We start from the raw sequence: 20,012 nt of genomic DNA on the forward strand, positions 1-20,012 counted from the left end.
TGGATGCTCTCCGGCAGTAGGAACGGACGTCAGGCTGATCTATATAGACGGGCAGTGGATCACGGGAAGCAGGAGAGCGCAATGTTGGACATGCTGGTGGTAGGTGGCGGTTACGTGGGCCTTTCCGCAGCGGTGGCTGTCAAGCAGGCGGCCCCGCATCTCGATGTGATGGTGATTGAGGCTGCGCCTGAGGGTAGCTGGAAGAAGGATCAGCGCGCCTCGGCGATCATCACCGCAGCCTCGCGCATGCTCTCCGTCTTCGGCGTCTGGGACGACATCCTTCCCGAGGCCGAACCGATCACCAAGATGATCGTCACCGATTCGCGCACCGCCGACCCCGTTCGCCCCGTCTTCCTGACCTTCGAGGGTGCAGTTGTCGAAGGCGAACCCTTTGCCCACATGGTGCCGAACGTCGCCATGGTCGGCGCGCTCAGGGGAGCCTGCGAAAGGCTCGGCATCACCATCCGCGAAGGCCTCTCCGCGACCGACTTCAAGACTGCCGACAGCAGCGTGTCTCTGACCCTCTCCGACGGCAGCATGCTGGAGGCCAAGCTGCTGGTGGCCTGCGACGGGGTAAAATCGAAGCTGCGCGAGATGGCCGGCATCAAGACCGTCAGCTGGAATTACGGCCAGTCCGGCATCGTCACTACCATCGAGCATGAGCGTCCGCACAATGGCTGCGCCGAGGAGCACTTCCTGCCCTCCGGCCCGTTTGCCATACTGCCACTCAAAAACAATCGCTCTTCGCTGGTCTGGACGGAGCGCACGGCCGATGCCGACCGGCTGGTCGCTGCCGACGACCTGATCTTCGAGGAGGAACTGGAACGTCGTTTCGGCCGCAAGCTCGGCGCGCTGAAGGTGGTCGGCGGCAAACGCGCCTTCCCGCTCGGCCTGACGCTCGCCCGCGCTTTCGTGGCACCACGTCTCGCTCTCGCCGGCGACGCCGCGCACGGTATCCACCCGATCTCGGGCCAGGGTCTCAATCTGGGCTTCAAGGACGTGGCGGCGCTGGCGGAAACCATCGTCGAGGCGGACCGCCTAGGTATCGATATCGGCTCGATCCACACGCTGGAGCGCTACCAGACCTGGCGTCGCTTCGACACCTTCCGGATGGGCGTCACCACCGATGTGCTGAACAGGCTGTTTTCAAACGACGTTGCGCCGCTGCGTATCGCTCGCGATTTCGGCCTCGGCCTGGTCGACAGGTTGCCGGCGTTGAAATCCTATTTCATCGGCCAGGCTGCCGGCACGAGCGCCGCTCACAATCCCCGGCTGCTTGCAGGCGAGACGATCTGAGGACCGATCAGTCCTCGATGCGGCGGGCTTCCGAGGTCAACATAATCGGGATGCCGTCGCGGATGGGATAGGCGAGCCTAGCCTTTTCGGAGACGAGTTCATTACGCTCGCGATCATAGCTCAGCCGCGATTTCGTCAGCGGGCAGACGAGCAGGTCCAGGAGCTTGGTATCGACCTTGCTGACGGTATCGACCATCTCAGCACCTATTGCAGGATGGTGTCGGAATCGCCGAAACTGCGCGCCAGCACGATTTCGGTAATGGCGACGAACGTCTCGGCCCTTGTCTTGAGGTCCGGGGCTTCGAGCAACGCCTGTTTTTCGGCAGGTTCGAACGGCGCCATCATCGACAGCGAATTGACCAGCGTCATGTTGCCGGCCCGCTCCACGCTATCCCAGTCCGCCTCGAGCTTGTTGGCTTCCAGGAAGGCCTTGAATGCGGAGAGGAGGCCGGCGCGATCGACGCTGCTTTCCTCGTCTTCCGCCTTCAGATCCGCGAAGAATGGCGCGATGCGGAATGTCCGGTAGGGGTGATGACCGGAAATCTCGTCCATGACCCGGAAACGGCAAATCCCCGTCAGCGATACCATGTACCGCCCATCGCCGGTCTCGGCAAAGGACGTGATGCGTCCGAGACAGCCGACATGCGCAAGCTGGCCGCTATCCGCAGCGTCGCCCAGCGCCGGCTGGATCATGCCGATCAGCCTGTTGCCCGATATTGCAGCGTCGAACATCGCGAGATAGCGCGGTTCGAAGACATTCAGCGGCAACTGCCCGCCCGGAAGAAGCAGCGCCCCGGTCAGCGGAAAGATCGCGACCGATTCGGGCAGATCGCTCGGCTTCAGATATCTGGCGTTGCCCACCTGCATTAAAGGTTTCCCGTTCTGGTTACAGCGTCCACCATGCATCCTATGCGCAGCAGATGTCTCGTCAAGATGTGGGAACCGCCACCGAAAACGCAAGTGACGGGCCAGATTTTATGAGGATCGGCTAAGCCCTGAGAGAACAGGGCAAGCCCTACGAAAACAGGATTGAAGACAGTCGGCGTCTTGCAGCGATGGTGGCAGGATCTTTCGGACCCCAGACATCGAAGAATGCCAGCAGCTCGCGGCGAGCGCCGTCATCCTCGAAGGTCCGGTCGCGACGCATGATGGTCAGCAGGTGTTCGGCAGCCGCATTCCGGTCGCCCTCGACATTGCGGATCTTGGCAAGCTTGAGGCGCGCCGCGTGATCGTCCGGCTGCAGTGCCAGCTGCTGTTCGAGCGCTGAGGGGTCACCGAGCTTGGCAGCCTCCTCGATCTGGTCGAGCCTTTTCACCACCGCCTGGATGCCTGCATCCTTCGACAGCGTCTCCGGCAGATCGGTGAGCGCCTGGCGGGCCCGCTCGCTCTGGCCGGCGGCGATCATGCATTCGGCCATGCCGGCAAGCGCCTTGGGGTTCTCCGGGTCGGCCTGCAGGACGGCGCCGAAGAGCTCGGCAGCACCATGGATGTCCGACGAGGCGAGCAAGGCTGCTGCCTCCTCGAGAATGGCGGCGATTTCGGCAGCTTCTGCATCTGGGCCGGCAGGCCCGGCAATCTTGTCGATGAATTCGCGCACCTGGCTTTCCGGCACGGCGCCCATGAAGCCATCGGCAGGCCTGCCATCGACGAAAGCGATGACGGCCGGTATCGACTGGATGCCGAGCTGGCCTGCGACCGACGGGTGATCGTCGATGTTCATCTTCACCAGCTTGACGCGTCCGCCAGCCTCGTTGACGACCTTTTCGATCACTGGTGTCAGCTGCTTGCACGGACCGCACCACGGCGCCCAGAAGTCGACCAGCACCGGCTGCTTTCGGGATTCGTCGATCACGTCACGCGTGAAAGTCGCCGTCGTCGTATCCTTGATGTGGGAGCCGCCTGCAGCAGGGGCTCCCATGGCGACGGAGCCCGACATCTGTCCGCCCAGCGAAGCCGCGTTATAGGGATTGTCTGTGCCGCTCATGATGTCTCCCGTCTGTCCGCGTGTCCGGACCGAAATTATAGCGTTTATAATCGTATCTCAGGACGCAACTTTCAAGACGAGCGGCGTGTGGCCTGTCGCCTCCATGAAGCGCACGAGATCCTGCGTGGCGATCGAGGTCGTTGCCTCGTTCGACAGCGGGTGGCAATTGATGATGTCGTCCGCCATCAGCGCCTCGTCGATCACGAAGGTGACGTGGTGGCCGATATCGTTGATCGCGCCGAATGCCGTCACGGCACCAGGGATGACGCCGAGATATTCCATCAGCTTCTCCGGCTTGCCAAACGACACCTTGCTGGCCGCACCGATGAGGGTGTGGACCGTCTTCAGATCGACGGCAGCATTTTCCTCGACAGTCAGAAGGAAGAAGTTGTCCTTCTTGTCCTTTACGAAAAGGTTCTTGGTATGGCCGCCGGGAATTTGGTCGCGCAGCGATACAGATTCGGCGACGGTAAACACGGCGGGATGATCGAGCGTCGTGTGGGCGATGCCCAGCCCGTCCAGAAAGGCGAACAGATCGGCGCGGGTTTTCGGGGTCGGCTCGGTCATCGGATCTCACTTGGCAACGTCTGCAGAATGGGTCGCTGCGGTGATACGTCCCTGCCTGCCTTTTGGCAATCTTTTGGGGCGAAAGTCCTGCTGCTGAACGGTTTTTCGCATACGCTCCGAACTGTGTGACAAATTTTTCTCGAAGCCGAAAGATTTCCTGTTGCATTTGAAAAACGGTTGGGCCATATAGCGCCCGTCGCCGCAAGGTGGCGCCACGGTCCACAGACTACCCCCGGACCAGTGGGATGAGCGGGTGTAGCTCAGGGGTAGAGCACAACCTTGCCAAGGTTGGGGTCGAGCGTTCGAATCGCTTCACCCGCTCCAATTTCCCTCTCGACATGTGTCGATGACGGGACGCAAATGAGTAAAATCTTCCTGTACTAAAGATACAAATCATTCTCAGATGTGCGCGCTTCGCGCATTTCTGACGCCTTGGACTTCATCACAAATCCCGCATCTCGACCATCATGACCCTGTGCGATAGAAGCACTTTGTTGCCATATCGCACGAAGGGCCTCTGATGGACATGAAGCCGAGTGACATGATGGGCGGTCTTGCCAAGGGGCTGCGCGTCATCGAAGCGTTTACGGCCGAGACACCGCGCCTCAGCATTTCGGAGGCGGCCGCAATGGCGGGCCTCGATCGCGCCACCACGCGGCGCTGCCTGCTGACGCTGGCCGATATCGGCTATTGTGCCTATGATGGAAAATACTTCACCGTCACCCCGAGGGTGCTGCGTCTCGGCACCGGCTGCCTGGCGTCGATGCCGCTACCGCGTATTGTCCAGCCCTTTCTGGACAGGCTGTCCGAGACGATCCGGCAAAGTACGTCCGTGGCGATCCTCGACGAACACGAAATCGTCTACGTGGCGCGTGCCGCCGAGCGCAAGGTGATGTCGATCACGCTGATGCCGGGATCGCGCCTACCGGCCTACTGCACCTCGATGGGCCGCATTCTCCTCGCCACGCTGCCGCAAGATCAGGCGCGCGCGCTGCTATCCAGCGCGCCGCTGACGGCGAGGACTTCGTTTACGCTGACAGATCCGGACGCCATCCTTGATGAGCTCGGACGCATAAAGGCGCAGGGTTACGCCGCCGTCGACCAGGAAGTCGAGATTGGGCTGCGCTCGATCGCCGTGCCGCTGAAGAATGCCCGTGGCCAGGTCGTCGCAGCGCTCAACACCGGCCTTCCCATGTCGGACGAGCCCATGCCCTCGGTCGTGGCACAGTATCTCGACGCTCTCCAGCAGACGAGCCGGGAACTAGCCGGGATCCTCAGCTGACCCCGACGAATAGAGGGTTCACAAGCCGTAGCTGCCCGACGTCACTGCCTCACGCATCCGGCACGTTGTCCGCCAGTTCCTTAAGCCAAAGCCGGGCATTGCCATCGGACGGTGCCCGCCAGTCGCCGCGCGGCGACAGCGAGCCGCCGGAGGTAACCTTCGGGCCGTTCGGAGAGGCCGAGCGCTTGAACTGGCTGATGGTGAAAAAGCGGAACAGGAAATTTTCCAGCCAGTGCTTGATCTCCGGCAGCGTATAGGCCTGCCTTTTATCGGCCGGAAAATTCGGCGGCCAGGCGCCGGCTTCGGCATCCTTCCAGGCGTGATAGGCAAGGAACGCCACCTTCGACGGCTTCAGCCCGTAGCGGCTGATATAATAAAGCGCGAAGTCGTGCAGCGCATAAGGACCGATCCGGTCCTCCGTGCTCTGGATCGCGCCATCTGCACCAGCCGGGACAAGCTCCGGCGAAATGATGGTGTTCAGCACCCGGTCGAGCGTGGCGTTTGTGTCGGCGTCGAAGTCGTTCGAGTGGATGACCCAGCGCACCAGATGCTGGATCAGCGTCTTCGAAACCGAGGCGTTGACGTTGTAGTGGCTCATATGGTCGCCGACGCCGTAGGTCGACCAGCCCAGCGCAATTTCCGACAGGTCGCCGGTGCCGAGCACGAAGGCGTTGCGCTGGTTGGCGGCGCGAAACAGGAAGTCGGTGCGCAAGCCTGCCTGCACATTCTCGAACGTCACGTCATAGACCGGCTCGCCGCCTGCGAAGGGGTGCCCGAGATCCTTCAGTAATTGCAGCGCCAGCGGCTTGATGTCGATCTCGTCGGCCGTGATATGGAGGCTGCGCATCAGTGCCCAGGCATTGGCCAGCGTTTCGTCACCGGTCGCAAAACCCGGCATGGTAAAGCCCAGGATATCCGAACGCGGCCAGCCCAGCTGGTCGAAGGCGCGGGCCGCCACCAGCAGCGCATGGGTCGAATCGAGGCCGCCGGAAATGCCGATGCACAAACGCTTGATGCCGGTTGCCTTGAGGCGCTTCTGCAGGCCCTGCACCTGTATATTAAAGGTCTCGTAGCAATCCTGCGCCAGCTGGCTCGGATCGGCGGGCACGAAGGGAAAGCGGGCAACAGTGCGGCGCAGGTCGCTATCACCTTCCGGCCGCGCAGTGCGGAAGCCGACGCGGCGAAACGCGCGGTCCGGATCGACATTGAGGGCAGCTTCCCCGAACGTTCCCTGACGCAGGCGTTCCTGCTTCAGACGCTCGACGTCGATATCGGCGATGCACATCTGCGAGCCGCCCGGAAAGCGCTCCGTCTCCGCCAGAAGCTCGCCGAGCTCGTAGACGCAGGCCTGTCCGTCCCAGGCGAGATCGGTGGTCGATTCGCCGGGACCGGCTGCCGAATAGACGTAGGCCGCCAGAGCCCGCGAAGACTGCGTGGCGCAAAGGCGCTTGCGCGTCTCGGACTTTCCGACTGTGATATTGCTTGCCGACAGGTTCGTGAGAATGGTCGCCCCCGCTAGTGCGCCGAAATCGCTCGGCGGCGTCGGCACCCAGAAATCCTCGCAGATTTCGATGTGGAAGACGAAATCGGGATGATTCTCCGCTTCGAACAGCAGATCGACGCCGAATGGGACGGTCTGGCCGCCAACCGCGATGGACGAGCCGCGAATGGTCCGGCCGGAAGCGAACCAGCGGCGCTCGTAGAATTCGCGGTAGTTCGGCGGATAGGATTTCGGCACCACGCCGAGGATTTTGCCGTCATGGATGGCAACGCCGCAATTATAAAGCCGGCCATCCTTGTGCAGCGGTGCACCGACGATCAGCACCGGCGCGATCGTGCGGGTGAATGCCGCGATATCGAGCAGCGCCTTCTCTACGCCCTCGAGCAGCACGCTCTGGCCAAGCAGATCGTCGATCGCGTAGGCGGAGACGGATAGTTCCGGAAACAGCATGAGGGCGACATGCTCGGCATGGCCGATTGTCGCCTGCCGCATGATCTCGGCAGCATTGGTCGCGGGATCGGCTATCTCGCAGACGGGAGTGCAGGCGGCAACACGCACGAAACCCTGGTCGTAGGCGGAGAAGAAGGTCATCGTAGTCTCCCTTCGCCGCCACCTAGGGCAGGGCGAAAATCACGTCAACTATGTCCTTCTATTAAGCCCTCAGGCAGCGGTCCGACAAGGGCGATGCGCCAGAGTTTGATGTCGCCGATATCAAGCTTCAGGCGGGTGGAAAGCCAAAAAAAGCGGCCGCCCCGGGGACGACCGCCTTTCTAGATGGAGAAGAGGTGCCTCAGGCGACCTTCTTCTTGCCCTTGTCATTGACCGAAGCGTTGGCCAGCTGAGTCAGCGCTTCGTCAGTTGCGCCTTCTTCCTGCAGCGTTGCATCGAGCAGGTCGGCGGCTTCCTTCATGCCGAGCTGTGTCGCCCAGTTCTTCAGCGTGCCGTAGCGGGCGATCTCGTAGTGTTCGACCGCCTGAGCGGACGAGATCAGACCTGCATCAAGGGCTGGCGACCCGGCGAATTCCTCGATGATCTCTTCACCTTCGGCGATGATCCCCTGGATGGCTTCGCAGGTCTTGCCGCGGGCGGGCTTGCCGACCAGTTCGAAAACCTGCTGCAGGCGTTCGATCTGGCCCTGGGTTTCTTCCTGGTGCTTCTTGAAGGCAGCTTTCAGTTCCGGCGACTGCGCAGCACGAGCCATTTTCGGCAGCGCTTTCACGATCTGGCGCTCGGCGAAATAGATATCTTTCAGCGTGTCGATGAAGAGGTCGTTGAGTGTTTTGTCGGCCATGAGGTTCTCCTGTGGGTTGGCTTTCAGGTGACTCAACCTGCATTCCGAGCAATTGTTCCGCTCGGTTCCGGACCATTGAAATCGACTTCCCCCATACCGAGGAGACGCTGGAGCACCGATAATTTCCCGGGCTGTCGGCCGCCTCGATTGTCGCTTTTCACACCGACCTTTAATTCTTGACGCCCCCGTGAGTTGAATTCTGGCGGTCTTTCGCAACTATTTTTGGCTGCGGATAGGGCAGACGCCACTTTCTTAAGCAATCGTTGATGAACGCGTGGCAGCATCGATCACATTGATTTGCAGTTGACGTTTGGCATGCCGCAAAGCACATGGAGGGGGCGGACAATGGATGGATTTGCAATGCTTCAACGCAGCGAGGAAACCGACGATGCCCTCGTCGATCGCCTTCAGAAATCTGCCTTCACCTATTTCCTGCGCCACACCAACCGCGAAAACGGGCTTGTGGCGGACACCTCGATCAAGGGCAGCCACTGCAGCATCGCGGCTGTCGGCTTTGCGCTTTCGAGCTATCCCGTCGCCATCGAGCGCGGCTGGATCGACCGGACGGAAGCAGCCGAAATCATCCTGACGACGCTGGATTTCTTTGCCGACAGCGACCAGGGCGAGGAACGCGCGGCCACCGGCCATCGCGGCTTCTATTACCATTTCATCGACATGAAGACCGGCAACCGCGCCTGGAACAGCGAGCTGTCGCTTATCGACACCGCCCTGCTGTTCATGGGCGTCCTCACCGTCGCCGCCTATTTCGACCGCGACGAGCCCGACGATGCCGAGATCCGCGAGCTTGCGACCATGCTCTACGAGCGGGCCGACTGGCGCTGGGCGCTGAACAAGGGCGACACGCTGACGATGGGCTGGAAGCCGGGCGGCGGTTTCCTGCGCTGGCGCTGGCAGGGCTACGACGAGGCGATCCTGCTCTATGCCATGGCGATGGCGTCGCCGACCCATCCCATTCCGGCAAAATGCTACGATGCCTTTGCCTCGACCTACAACTGGATGATGGTCAAGAACAAGCCGTTCCTCTATGCCGGCCCGCTTTTCATCCACCTGTTCTCCCACGCCTGGATCGACTTTCGCGGTATCCGCGACAAGTACATGGCGGAGAAGGACAGCGACTATTTTCTCAACACCCAGATCGCCATCGATACGCAGCGCGACTATGCCGACCGCAACCCCGGCCATTTTGCCGGCTATAGCCGCGAGGTCTGGGGCCTGACCGCCTGCGACGGACCCAACCCGACAGGCGGCCGCCATAGCCGGCGCGGGAGACCGAAAGTGCTGGGCTATGCCGCCCGTGGCGCACCGTTCGGCCCGGATGACGGCACCATCGCCCCCTGGGCGCCGCTCTCCTGCCTGCCCTTCGACCGCAAGGCAGCCCTCAGCGGTACCCGGGCGCTGATGTCGGCCTATCCCAACATCATGCTCGACGGATGCTTCGTCGGCGGCTTTAACCCGACCGTCGAAGGCAAGGGACCAGACGGCTGGGTCGATGACCGCTCGGTCGCCATCGACCAGGGTCTCCTGGTGATCATGATCGAGAACGACCGCACCGGATTGATCTGGAAGCTCCTGCGCGGCTCGCCGATCATGCGCAAGGGCCTCGAGAAGGCCGGTTTCAAGGGCGGCTGGCTCGATGGCGAACCTGACGCCATCTCCTGATTTTTCAAAGGAATGCGCGGCGGCCCCGGCCGCCGCGCATTCTATGGCATCCCTTATTCGACGTCGAACTTGACGCCCTGGGCGAGCGGCAGCGTGCGGCCGTAATTGATGGTGTTGGTGGCGCGACGCATATAGGCGCGCCAGGCATCCGAGCCGGATTCGCGGCCGCCGCCGGTTTCCTTCTCGCCGCCGAAAGCCCCGCCGATCTCGGCGCCGGACGGGCCGATATTGACATTGGCAATGCCGCAATCCGAACCGCGTGACGACAGGAAGGTCTCCGCTTCCCTTATGTCGTTGGTGAAGATCGACGACGAAAGGCCCTGCGGCACGGCATTGTGCAGGTCGAGAACCGCATCGAAATCGCTGTACCTGATGACGTAGAGGATCGGCGCGAAGGTTTCCTCGACGACCGGGCCGGTCTGCGCTGGGATTTCCACCAGCGCCGGCCGAACGTAGAAGGCATCCGCGCCATCGGCCTCAACGCGCTCGCCGCCGGTGACGGTTGCGCCCTCTGCCTTGGCTGCTGCCAGCGCCGCCTGCATCTTGTCGAACGCCTGCCTGTCGATCAGCGGTCCGACCAGCACGCCGTCTTCCATCGGATTACCGACGCTCACCGAGCCATAGGCCTTCTGCAATCGCGGTACCAGCTGGTCGTATACGCTCTCGTGGACGAATAGGCGACGCAGCGAGGTGCAGCGCTGGCCGGCCGTGCCCATCGCCGAAAAGGCGACGCCGCGCAGCGTCAGGTCGAGATCGGCCGTCGGGCAGACGATGGCGGCGTTGTTGCCGCCGAGTTCGAGAATGCCGCGGGCAAAGCGGGCGGCAAGTTTCGGGCCGACAGTGCGGCCCATGGCGGTCGAGCCGGTGGCAGACACCAGCGGCACCTTGACGTGATCGACCAGCGCTTCGCCGATATCGCGGCCGCCGATCAGCAGTGTCGAAAGATTAGCCGGCGCAGAACCGCCTTCCGCGACGTAGCGCTTCAGCGCCTTTTCGAACAGCGCCTGGGTGGCGAGCGCCGTCAGCGGCGTCTTTTCCGATGGCTTCCACACCGTCGAATTGCCGCAGACCATGGCCAGCGCCGCATTCCACGACCAGACGGCAACGGGGAAATTGAAGGCCGAGATGATGCCGGTGACGCCGAGCGGGTGCCAGCTTTCCATCATCCGGTGCTCGGAGCGCTCGGTGGCGATCGTCAGTCCGTAGAGTTGGCGGGACAGGCCGACCGCGAAGTCGCAGATGTCGATCATCTCCTGCACTTCGCCGAGACCTTCCGAGGTGATCTTGCCGACCTCGATGGAGACCAGCCGGCCGAGTGCCGCCTTGCCGGCGCGAAGCTCTTCGCCGAGCAGGCGGATCAGTTCGCCGCGTTTCGGCGCCGGAACCGTGCGCCAGGTGAGGAAGGCTTCATGCGCCGCGTCGATGGCCGCGCGGGCCTCTGCAACGGAGTGCTCCGGCAGGCGGCCGATTTCGCCGCCTGTGATCGGCGATGTTACCGACAGGGTGCCGCCGGTAAAGCGTTCCGTGGCGACGCCGAGGTCGGTTAAGATCTTTTTGGTTTCCTGGGCAAGATCGAGAGCGGTCATGTGAGGCTGTCCCTTGAGTTGGTCTGATGGTGGCCTGGCGCCGGCTAGAAGCGGGACTCGGCAAGATGGGCAATCTGGGCGCCGGCCTCGTACCACATTTCCTTGAGGGCACGGAAGCGGGGGGCGCCAACCTCGGTCGGTGGCAGCGGCAGTTCGTTTTCGCCGATCCGTCCGAGGATATGGGCTGCAAGGGTCTTTCCGAATGTCGTGCCTGGCGCGATGCCGCGCCCGTTATAGCCGCTGAAGCCGACGACGTTTTCGGCGAACCTGTGAAACCTCGGGAGGGCATTGTCGGTCATGCCGATCTTGCCGTACCATTCGCATTCGAATTCGATGTCGCCAAGCTGCGGGAACAGCCGCTTCAGGGACCGCCGGGCCCAGCCCTTGTGGATCGCGGCACCGGTGTTGCGCAGTGCCCCGACGCTGCCGAACACCAGGCGCCCGGCCTGGTCCATGCGGAAGGAAGACAGCACCTCCTTGGTGTCCCAGGCACCTTCGCGGCCGGGCAGGATGGATTTGCGCAGATTGTCTCCCAGCGGCACGGTGGCAAAATTGAAATAGGGCAGCAAAACCTGCTCGCCGCGCACCTGTTCGAACGGCCCGGTGCTGTAGGCATCGGTGGAGACGACGATCCAGTCGGCGGTGACGCTGCCGGCGGCTGTCCTTACCACCCAGCGACTGCCCTCGCGGCTGGTCTCCGTAACGCGGCTGCCGGTGTGGAGTGTTGCGCCGGCACGGATGGCCGCCTTGGCAAGCCCGCGCGCATAGGCAAGCGGCTGCAGCGTCCCGGCCCTCATGTCGAGCAGCGCGCCGGCATAGCCGTCGCTGCCGATGCGGCGGCGCGTCTCGTCGGCATCGAGCACGGTGACGGGCGCCCCTCGACTCGCCCACTGGCGGGCGCGGGCCTCGATCTCCTTCAGCCCATCGGCGCCGACGGCGCAGTGCAGCGTCCCGTTGCGCTCGAGTTCGCAGGCAATGCTGTGCTTGTCGATCAGCGCCTTCACCAGTTCAGGGCCGTTGCCGAGCGTATCGAGCAGGCGCTCGCCGTAGAGCGGGCCAAGCACGCCCGGCACGTCGTCGGGCATCACCCACATGCCGGCATTGATCAGCCCGACATTGCGCCCGGCGCCACCGAAGCCGATCTCGTTGCCTTCGAGAAGCACCACCCGCGTGCCGGCCTCGGCAAGATGCAGGGCCGACGACAGGCCCGTATAACCGCCGCCGACGATCACCACATCGGCCGATACCGCGCCGGCAAGCGGCTGCGTCACAGGCGGCGGCGGGGCGGTCTTTTCCCATAGGCCATGGGAGCGCGGGTCGTTGAGCATCATTCGGTCCATTCGTTGCGTGGGCCCACCTTAGCGCCCGACTTGCGGTTGTGAAAGACGATTCCGAGGGCTTTGCACCGGCCCGACAACAACCCCCACGCTTCCCCGTTCACGCGGCCTGTTCGGTCCGTGTCATGACAATTCTGATGGCCGGGGCACACCGAGTGCCTGATGATTTTTAGTGAAGTGACACGCGATGTGCCCCGTTCGACAGTTTTTATCCGCAACTCCGGATCCTCTGTTTCCGACCCAGGTCCCGTTAAGGGAAAAGCTGCCGGAGTTATGCCACACAGGCACGCCGAGCCTAGGGGCCCGAAGGGATCCACTTCTGCGGACCCTTGAAGAAGTCGCCTGCGTAGACAGCAACCCCTCCAAGACCCGGCCCCACCTCGCCGGTAACGCAGACCGGTGTATCCGATGGTGGAACGGGGTGATTATAGATCGGGATGAAAGCACGGGGATGAAATTATGATGCCGGCATTGTTTCCAAACGGAAATCCCAACGGTTTATCCCTATGAGGTGCTGCGGGCAGGGGCGATGGAGGGAAGCGGGAGAGGAGAGAGTGCGAGAGATAGAGAGAGTGTGTGTGCGTGTGAGGTCAGAAAGATCACAAAACCAAAAAGCCACCCCCGACCTCCCTCATTCCTGTGCCTGTCACAGGAATCCAGCCGCCCAAGTCTTTGGGCGATAGATACTTTCCTCACCAACAGAGAGTCCTCCCACGGCGCAGACGCGCCGTGACTGGATTCCTGTGACGAGCACAGGAATGAGGGAAGTGGGGGCGCGCATCCCAGGCGAAGTTGGATCTTAGAATACGTGGTAGCAATTGATCCCTTTTCACGGAGTTGGGCGCCTCGATAGACTTGAGTTTACAAGGCCTTGCTCAGAGAGGCCCCCACTTCCTCCCGTCATTCCGGTGATGGGCACAGGAGTGAGGGAAATTGGGGAAATCGTGGGTAATGTCGTGGTGAAAAGTTTGGCTTCTGCGACCGCGTTTCGTTTTCAGGGGAATGGTCAATCCCGTCGACGACGAACTTACAAATCCAGCTCTTGGACTTGGAACCGGAGGCCGGGTTTGTTGGCCTCCGGTTTACTCAGACGCTTATGCCTATTTCCACTCGCGGATATCGACGAAGTGGCCGGCGATGGCGGCGGCGGCGGCCATGGCCGGGGAGACCAGATGGGTGCGGCCCTTGTGGCCCTGGCGGCCTTCGAAATTGCGGTTCGAGGTCGAGGCGCAGCGCTCGCCCGGCTTCAGCCGGTCGTCGTTCATGGCCAGGCACATGGAACAGCCCGGCTCGCGCCAGTCGAAGCCGGCGGCCTTGAAGATCTTGTCGAGGCCTTCGGCTTCCGCCTGTTCCTTGACGAGGCCGGAGCCGGGCACGATCATCGCGTCGACTGTCGGCGCCACCGTGCGGCCTTCGACAACCTTGGCGACGGCGCGCAAATCCTCGATGCGGCCGTTGGTGCAGGAGCCGATGAAGACGCGGTCGATGCTGATGTCGGTCATCTTCGTGCCGGCGGTCAGGCCCATGTAGTCGAGGGCGCGCTGCTTCGAGGTGCGCTTGTTCTCGTCCTCGATCTCGGCCGGATCAGGCACGACACCCTGCACGGAGACGACGTCTTCCGGCGAAGAGCCCCAGGAGACGATCGGCGGCAGGTTGGCGGCATCGAGCACGACGACCTTGTCGTAATGGGCGCCTTTGTCGGTCTGCAGGGTCTTCCAGTAGGCGATGGCCTTTTCCAGGTTCTCGCCCGATGGTGCGCGTGGCTTGCCCTTGATGTATTCGAAGGTCTTCTCGTCTGGGGCGATCAGGCCGGCGCGGGCGCCGCCCTCGATGGTCATGTTGCAGACCGTCATGCGGCCTTCCATCGACAGGGCGCGGATGGCTTCGCCGGCAAATTCGATGACGTGGCCGGTGCCGCCGGCGGTGCCGATCTCGCCGATGATGGCAAGGATGATGTCCTTAGCGGTGACGTGGTCGGGCAGCTTCCCGTCGACGCGCACCAGCATGTTCTTGGCCTTCTGCTGGATCAGCGTCTGCGTGGCCAGCACATGCTCGACCTCGGATGTGCCGATGCCGTGCGCCAGCGCGCCGAAGGCACCATGCGTCGAGGTGTGGCTGTCGCCGCAGACGATGGTCATGCCCGGCAGGGTGAAGCCCTGCTCGGGGCCGACGATGTGGACGATGCCCTGGCGGATATCGCTGGCGGAATAGTACTCGACCCCGAATTCGGCGGCATTGGTGGCCAGCGCCTCGACCTGGATGCGGCTTTCCTCATTCTTGATGCCGAGGTGGCGATCCGGCGAGGTCGGCACGTTATGGTCGACGACAGCGAGCGTCTTCTGCGGCGCGCGAACGGTCCGGCCCGTCATGCGCAGGCCTTCGAAGGCCTGCGGCGAGGTCACTTCATGAACGAGGTGACGGTCGATGTAGAGAAGACAGGTACCATCGTCTTGCGTATCGACGACGTGGTCGTCCCAGATTTTGTCATAGAGCGTGCGGGGTGCTGTCATGGCGGCGGATCCATATTGGAGTGGGTATCGCGGAAAATGATGGGGCGGCGAGGGGCTCGCCGGCCGCAGGCTCGATCAGCAAACCCGGCTGTTGAGCGCGCCTGAAATCATCGCAAAGAAACGCGCTGGCAGACGCTTGTGGTCCTGCAGCACGAGAGTCTCTCCGCCGATGCATCTAAACTTCGATTCCATGGGGCTGGCTTTACCAATTTTTCTGGCGCACGGCAATTCGAATCATTGGGGTTCTAGCGCCTGACCTGGCGCATCCGCTTCTCAAACTGCCGCAGCAACAGCGACAGGCCAACCGTCAGTATCAGGTAGATATAGGTGACAATCGAATAGGTTTCAAAGAACCGGAAGGAGCCCGAGGCGTAGACCTTGCCCATCTGGGTGATGTCGGCAACGCCGAGCACCGAGACCAGCGACGAGTCCTTGACCATCGAGACGAAGTCGTTCGACAGCGGCGGCAGGATGACGCGGATCGCCTGCGGGAAGACCACGAGCCGGAAGCGCTGGACGCGGGAGAGGCCGAGCGCCTTCGATGCCTCGATCTGGCCGTGATCGACCGCTTCGATGCCGGCGCGAAAGATCTCGGCGATGAACGAGGCATAGCCGATCGTCAAGGCAATGATCGCCCGCCACATCAGCGACAGCTCGCGCACCATCAGCGGCTCGGTCCATCCGGCAGCCACCAGCGGCGCGGTCAGCATGTTATAGGCAGCGACGATGGCGGGGGCGCCGACGAAGGCGACGTAGAACAGCAGCACCAGCATCGGGATGCCGCGGATCACCTCGATGTAGAAGCGCGAGACCTGCCTGAGGACGACGTTGTCGGCGCGCCCGAGAAGCATCACGCCGAGGCCGAGCAGCGTCGCCAGCACGAAGGAGACCAGAGTCACGAAGACGGTGATCGTTGCGCCGGTCACGACGGTGAGGAAGACCTGTGTATAGAGGCCGCTGGTGGCGATGACGATGGCGACCGCCACGCAGATGACGATCAGGGCGACCAGCCACCAGGGGTAGTCGCCCTTGTCTTTGCCGCTCGGCGAGGGCTGGGCTGCAATCACCGGCGGCACTTCACTGTATCGAGCATCAGCCGCCCATCTTGTAGTCGACGAACCATTTCTTATCGAGCGCCGCGAAGGTGCCGTCTGCCTTGAGTGCAGCAATGGCGGCGTTGACGGGAGCCACGAGGTCGGATCCCTTCGGGAAGATGAAACCGAAGTCCTCGACGCCAAGCGGGCCGCCGATCAGCTTCAGGGCGCCGCCAGAACTTTCGACATAGCCCTTGCCAGCTGTGCCGTCCGTCAGAACGGTATCGACATCGCCGGTCTTCAAGGCCTGGACGGTGGCGCCGAAGGTTTCGAACAGCTTGATGCGCGGGTTCTGCTCGTTGCCGTCGAGCACTTCGTAGACGGATGTGTAAAAGGGCGTGGTGCCCGGCTGGGCGCCGACCAGGCCGTCCTTGAAGGCGGCGAACGTCTTGGCGTCGGTGAAGCGCTTCTCGTCGCCGCGCACCAGCATGAATTGCTGTGAGCGCATGTACGGGTTGGAGAAATCGACCTTCTGCTTACGGTCTTCCTTGATGGTGATGCCGGTCATTCCGATGGCGTACTGGCCGTCTGACACCGCCTGGATCATCGCGTCCCAGCTGGTGTTCTGGTATTCGACCTTGAAATTCAGCCGCTTGGCGATCTCGTTCATCGCATCGTATTCCCAGCCGATCGCCTTGCCGGTCTTCGGCTCGACGAACTGCAGCGGAGGATAGGCATTTTCGGTGACGACGACGACCGTCTTGCCTTTCAGATCCGGAAGGTCGGCGGCAAGGGCTGCGAGCGGCGACAAGACAAGGGCGGTCAGACCCAGCAGGAACGAGCGGCGGAACGTCATGGAAAATCTCCCCAAATGGCCAATCGCGAAATTGTCACAGGTGCAAAGTCGCTGGCAAGGGCAATGGCATGGCCGGGACGATAAAAACAGAAAAGGCGGCCCAAAGACCGCCCTTTCCAGATACTATTTTTGCGTCAAAGCCTGAAGGCTTATTCCGCAGCAGGTTCGGCGGCAGCGGCGGCTTCTTCAGCGGCCTTCGCCTTTGCTGCTTCGTCGGCAGCTTTTGCTTCAGCGGCTTCGGCTGCTGCCTTCTCGGCGGCCAGTGCCTGTGCTGCTGCGACCTTCTCAGCTTCGATACGGGCCTTCTCTTCGGCCATCGCAGCGCGCTCGGCGTCGTTCAGCTTGCGGGCGCGGATACCGGTGTCTTCAACGATACGAGCCGACTTGCCGCGACGATCGCGCAGGTAGTACAGCTTGGCGCGACGGACCTTACCGCGACGGACGACGTCGACGCTTTCGATCATCGGCGAATACATCGGGAATACGCGCTCGACGCCTTCGCCGTAGGAAATCTTGCGAACCGTGAAGTTCTCGTGGATGCCGCCGCCAGAACGGCCGATGCAGACGCCTTCATAGGCCTGCACGCGGGTGCGCGTACCTTCGGTTACCTTGACGTTGACGCGGAGCGTATCGCCCGGGGAGAATTCCGGCAGCTTGCGTACGGCTAAGATCTTGGCAGCCTGTTCGGCTTCCAGTTCCTGAATGATGTTCATTGGTCTAACCTTTTCGAGTTCTTCTAAAACAGCCAGAGCGCCCTGCCAGTATCCGTAGGTCGATGCCGCGGGATCTTGTCCTTTCGGACGGGGGCGAATTCACTATTATTTCTTTGCTGGTCGACGGGGTTGACCCCATGTCCGCGTGGGCAGTTACACCAAAATGCAGGGTTTGTCATCCCTCGCGCCGTATTTTTCTCGATCCGGGCTGTCGGCAATGGGGCCGATATCAGCGGCCTGACACGTCGGCATCGTCGAGCAGGTCGGGCCGGCGCGCCCGTGTCAGCTTCAAGGCCTCCTCGGCCTGCCATCTGGCGATGGCGCCGTGGTTGCCCGATGTCAGGACAGCCGGGATCTCGCGGCCTTCCCACTGCTGCGGGCGCGTATAATGCGGGTGCTCCAGCATGCCGTTTTCGAAGCTCTCGTGCGTACCGGAGAGGTCGTTGCCCATGACGCCGGGCAGGATGCGGATGATGGCATCCAGCAGCACCAGCGCTGCCGGTTCGCCGCCGGAGAGGATGTAGTCGCCAATCGAGATTTCCTCGAGGTCGCGGGCATCGATCACACGCTGGTCGACGCCCTCGAAGCGGCCGCAGACGATGACGACGCCCGGCCCCGCCGCCAGTTGGCGGACGCGTTGCTGCGTCAACGGCCTTCCGCGCGGGCTCATCAGCAGGCGGGGGCGACCGTCGTCAGAGCCGGCGTGGTCGATGGCGCGGGCGAGCACGTCGGGCTTCAGCACCATGCCGGCGCCTCCGCCGGCCGGCGTGTCGTCGACGGTGCGGTGGCGATCGGTGGCAAAATCGCGGATCTGCAGCGTGTCGAGCGACCACTGGCCGCGCGCCGACGCCTTGCCTGCAAGAGATGTCGCGAGGTGGCCGGGAAACATCTCGGGATAGAGCGTCAGGATGGTCGCCCGGAAACTCATCGGACCTACTTCTTCGGGCGGTCGGTTTTTGGCGGCTGGCCGATGTCGGTCGGATCGTCGATCAGGCCGGCAGCCATCGGGTCGATCAGCACCTTGCGGTTCTCGAGGTCGATCTCCAGCACGGCTGCTTCGGAAAAGGGGATCAGCACGGGGCGCTTGCCCGGTCCCTTCAGTTCCAGCAGGTCGCCGGCGCCAAAATCGTAGACGCCGCTGACGACGCCGTAGCCGACGCCCTTGGCATCGACGACTTCCAGACCCTCGAGGTCGGCGTAGAAGAATTCGTCGTCGTCGAGTTCGTCGTCCGGCAAGTCCTCGCGTTCGACGAACAGCTCGAGGCCGTTCAGCGCTTCGGCAGCCTCGCGGTCGTTGATGCCGCGAAACCGGATGATGACGACAGTCTTGCTGGCGCGGATGTCCAGCACCTCGAACGTGCGGCCATCGGCGGCGTGCAGGTTGCCGTATTCGGCAAGCGCCATCGGATCGGACGTGTAGGAGCGCGCCCTGACTTCGCCGCGCAGGCCCTGCGCGCCGCCAAGTGTGGCCATCAGAATGGGGTTTTGGAGTTTCGCCATGACTATGCCGCAGATCGAATGAGGGTGAACATCGTTCTTCTCATAGAGGAACGGAGAACGATGGCAAATAAAAAGCGGGCGGCATGTCTCCATGCCACCCGCTCCGGTGATTGCCTGTGACGGCTTATTCGGCAGCAGCAGTCTCGGCAGCGGCGGCGATGTCGGCAGCCTTCTGGGCGCGTTCAGCGATACGCTCTTCGGCCTTCTTGCCTGGCTTTGCCTTTTCCGGGTTGCTGCGCGGATCGCGCTTGGCAACGCCGGCTTCAGACAGGAAGCGCAGGACGCGGTCGGTCGGCTGGGCGCCCTGGTCGATCCAATGCTGGATGCGGGCGGTGTCGAGTTCGACGCGCTTGGCATCTTCCTTGGCGAGCATCGGGTTCCACGAACCGACCTTTTCGAGGAAGCGGCCGTCGCGTGGCGAACGGGCGTCGGCAACGACGACGTGGTAGTAAGGGCGCTTCTTGGAGCCACCGCGGGCGAGACGAATTTTCAGTGCCATTGTATCATACTCCTTCAGAGTGTTGTCAGGACGCCTTGGCGGGCGGCCTTTTGTCTTTCAGTTCTTGTCGATCATGCCTTGAATTCGGCGGCGATCTGTTCGTGGTGCCGGATGACTTCGGTAATGACGAAGTTCAGAAACTTCTCGGCGAAATCCGGGTCCAGATCGGCATCCTTGGCAAGCCGCCGCAGACGTTCGATCTGGTATTCCTCGCGCGCCGGATCGGCCGGCGGCAAATTGTACTTTGCCTTGAGAACGCCGACTGCCTTGGTGCAGCTGAAGCGTTCGGCCAACATGTGGACCAGCGCGGCGTCGATGTTGTCGATCGACTGACGGTAGCCGGAAAGCTGGGTCTTGACGTCGTTATCGGTCATTA

General features: G+C 62.4%; 19 protein-coding genes and 1 tRNA gene. 4 read left to right on the top strand and 16 right to left on the bottom strand.

Annotated elements, in window-relative coordinates; translation table 11 throughout:
• Nucleotides 1-3 precede the first annotated feature (3 nt).
• The gene (locus EQW76_RS12120; protein WP_257625649.1) at nucleotides 4-1,296 is read left to right on the top strand and encodes a ubiquinone biosynthesis hydroxylase; all 1,293 of its coding nucleotides are present in this window, start codon (nucleotides 4-6) and stop codon (nucleotides 1,294-1,296) included.
• Nucleotides 1,297-1,303: 7 nt separating this feature from the next.
• On the opposite strand, the gene EQW76_RS12125 is transcribed toward EQW76_RS12120, so the two are convergent.
• The 4 genes from EQW76_RS12125 to EQW76_RS12140 form a co-directional block, all read right to left on the bottom strand.
• Nucleotides 1,304-1,492 (bottom strand): Trm112 family protein, encoded by a 189-nt coding sequence (locus EQW76_RS12125; protein WP_111219606.1) that lies wholly within the window; start codon nucleotides 1,490-1,492, stop codon nucleotides 1,304-1,306.
• 8 nt (nucleotides 1,493-1,500) lie between these two features.
• A complete protein-coding gene (locus tag EQW76_RS12130) occupies nucleotides 1,501-2,163 on the bottom strand; it encodes an LON peptidase substrate-binding domain-containing protein (RefSeq protein WP_142824641.1) in 663 nt (220 codons plus the stop codon).
• A gap of 148 nt (nucleotides 2,164-2,311) precedes the next feature.
• Nucleotides 2,312-3,280: a thioredoxin gene (gene trxA / locus EQW76_RS12135; RefSeq protein WP_142824642.1), complete on the bottom strand. Its 969-nt coding sequence runs from the start codon at nucleotides 3,278-3,280 to the stop codon at nucleotides 2,312-2,314.
• A 57-nt stretch (nucleotides 3,281-3,337) separates the two neighbouring features.
• Nucleotides 3,338-3,847 carry a prolyl-tRNA synthetase associated domain-containing protein gene (locus tag EQW76_RS12140; RefSeq protein WP_142824643.1) on the bottom strand — a complete coding sequence of 170 codons (510 nt, stop codon included), beginning with the start codon at nucleotides 3,845-3,847 and terminating at the stop codon, nucleotides 3,338-3,340.
• Nucleotides 3,848-4,096: 249 nt separating this feature from the next.
• On the opposite strand from EQW76_RS12140, the gene EQW76_RS12145 reads away from it, so the two are divergent.
• Together EQW76_RS12145 and EQW76_RS12150 are read left to right on the top strand one after the other, a co-directional pair.
• Nucleotides 4,097-4,171 (top strand) — tRNA-Gly (locus tag EQW76_RS12145).
• A gap of 196 nt (nucleotides 4,172-4,367) precedes the next feature.
• Complete coding sequence (locus tag EQW76_RS12150; RefSeq protein ID WP_142824644.1) at nucleotides 4,368-5,129, top strand: IclR family transcriptional regulator C-terminal domain-containing protein; 762 nt, start codon at nucleotides 4,368-4,370, stop codon at nucleotides 5,127-5,129.
• A gap of 49 nt (nucleotides 5,130-5,178) precedes the next feature.
• Here the strand turns inward: EQW76_RS12150 and EQW76_RS12155 are convergent, their stop codons facing one another.
• Nucleotides 5,179-7,221: an NAD(+) synthase gene (locus EQW76_RS12155; RefSeq protein ID WP_142824645.1), complete on the bottom strand. Its 2,043-nt coding sequence runs from the start codon at nucleotides 7,219-7,221 to the stop codon at nucleotides 5,179-5,181.
• Between the two features lie 199 nt (nucleotides 7,222-7,420).
• A complete protein-coding gene (locus EQW76_RS12160; protein WP_142824646.1) occupies nucleotides 7,421-7,921 on the bottom strand; it encodes a ferritin-like domain-containing protein in 501 nt (166 codons plus the stop codon).
• Between the two features lie 360 nt (nucleotides 7,922-8,281).
• Between EQW76_RS12160 and EQW76_RS12165 the strand changes: the two genes are divergently transcribed.
• Complete coding sequence (locus EQW76_RS12165; protein WP_142824858.1) at nucleotides 8,282-9,601, top strand: glucoamylase family protein; 1,320 nt, start codon at nucleotides 8,282-8,284, stop codon at nucleotides 9,599-9,601.
• A 53-nt stretch (nucleotides 9,602-9,654) separates the two neighbouring features.
• Here EQW76_RS12165 and EQW76_RS12170 read toward each other — a convergent pair whose 3' ends face one another.
• The 10 genes from EQW76_RS12170 to EQW76_RS12215 form a co-directional block, all read right to left on the bottom strand.
• A complete protein-coding gene (locus EQW76_RS12170; RefSeq protein WP_142824647.1) occupies nucleotides 9,655-11,187 on the bottom strand; it encodes an aldehyde dehydrogenase family protein in 1,533 nt (510 codons plus the stop codon).
• Between the two features lie 44 nt (nucleotides 11,188-11,231).
• Nucleotides 11,232-12,515, bottom strand: a complete 1,284-nt coding sequence (locus EQW76_RS12175; RefSeq protein WP_142824859.1) for an FAD-binding oxidoreductase — start codon at nucleotides 12,513-12,515, stop codon at nucleotides 11,232-11,234.
• A gap of 1,109 nt (nucleotides 12,516-13,624) precedes the next feature.
• A complete protein-coding gene (gene leuC / locus EQW76_RS12180; RefSeq protein WP_142824648.1) occupies nucleotides 13,625-15,034 on the bottom strand; it encodes a 3-isopropylmalate dehydratase large subunit in 1,410 nt (469 codons plus the stop codon).
• A gap of 245 nt (nucleotides 15,035-15,279) precedes the next feature.
• The gene (locus EQW76_RS12185) at nucleotides 15,280-16,098 is read right to left on the bottom strand and encodes an amino acid ABC transporter permease (protein ID WP_142824860.1); all 819 of its coding nucleotides are present in this window, start codon (nucleotides 16,096-16,098) and stop codon (nucleotides 15,280-15,282) included.
• 28 nt (nucleotides 16,099-16,126) lie between these two features.
• Nucleotides 16,127-16,924, bottom strand: coding sequence for a transporter substrate-binding domain-containing protein (locus EQW76_RS12190; protein ID WP_142824649.1), 798 nt, complete (start codon nucleotides 16,922-16,924; stop codon nucleotides 16,127-16,129).
• 149 nt (nucleotides 16,925-17,073) lie between these two features.
• Entirely contained in the window at nucleotides 17,074-17,637 is a 564-nt protein-coding gene (gene rplS / locus EQW76_RS12195; protein ID WP_142824650.1) for a 50S ribosomal protein L19, read from the bottom strand.
• A gap of 229 nt (nucleotides 17,638-17,866) precedes the next feature.
• Complete coding sequence (gene trmD / locus EQW76_RS12200) at nucleotides 17,867-18,565, bottom strand: tRNA (guanosine(37)-N1)-methyltransferase TrmD (RefSeq protein WP_142824651.1); 699 nt, start codon at nucleotides 18,563-18,565, stop codon at nucleotides 17,867-17,869.
• Nucleotides 18,566-18,570: 5 nt separating this feature from the next.
• Nucleotides 18,571-19,137 (bottom strand): ribosome maturation factor RimM, encoded by a 567-nt coding sequence (rimM, locus tag EQW76_RS12205; RefSeq protein ID WP_111219632.1) that lies wholly within the window; start codon nucleotides 19,135-19,137, stop codon nucleotides 18,571-18,573.
• Nucleotides 19,138-19,261: 124 nt separating this feature from the next.
• Nucleotides 19,262-19,636: a 30S ribosomal protein S16 gene (rpsP, locus tag EQW76_RS12210; protein ID WP_111219634.1), complete on the bottom strand. Its 375-nt coding sequence runs from the start codon at nucleotides 19,634-19,636 to the stop codon at nucleotides 19,262-19,264.
• Between the two features lie 71 nt (nucleotides 19,637-19,707).
• Nucleotides 19,708-20,010, bottom strand: a complete 303-nt coding sequence (locus tag EQW76_RS12215; RefSeq protein WP_142824652.1) for a chorismate mutase — start codon at nucleotides 20,008-20,010, stop codon at nucleotides 19,708-19,710.
• Nucleotides 20,011-20,012 lie beyond the last annotated feature (2 nt).

The sequence above is a fragment of the Rhizobium sp. rho-13.1 genome (genome assembly GCF_007000305.1).
Lineage (GTDB): Bacteria > Pseudomonadota > Alphaproteobacteria > Rhizobiales > Rhizobiaceae > Rhizobium > Rhizobium rhododendri.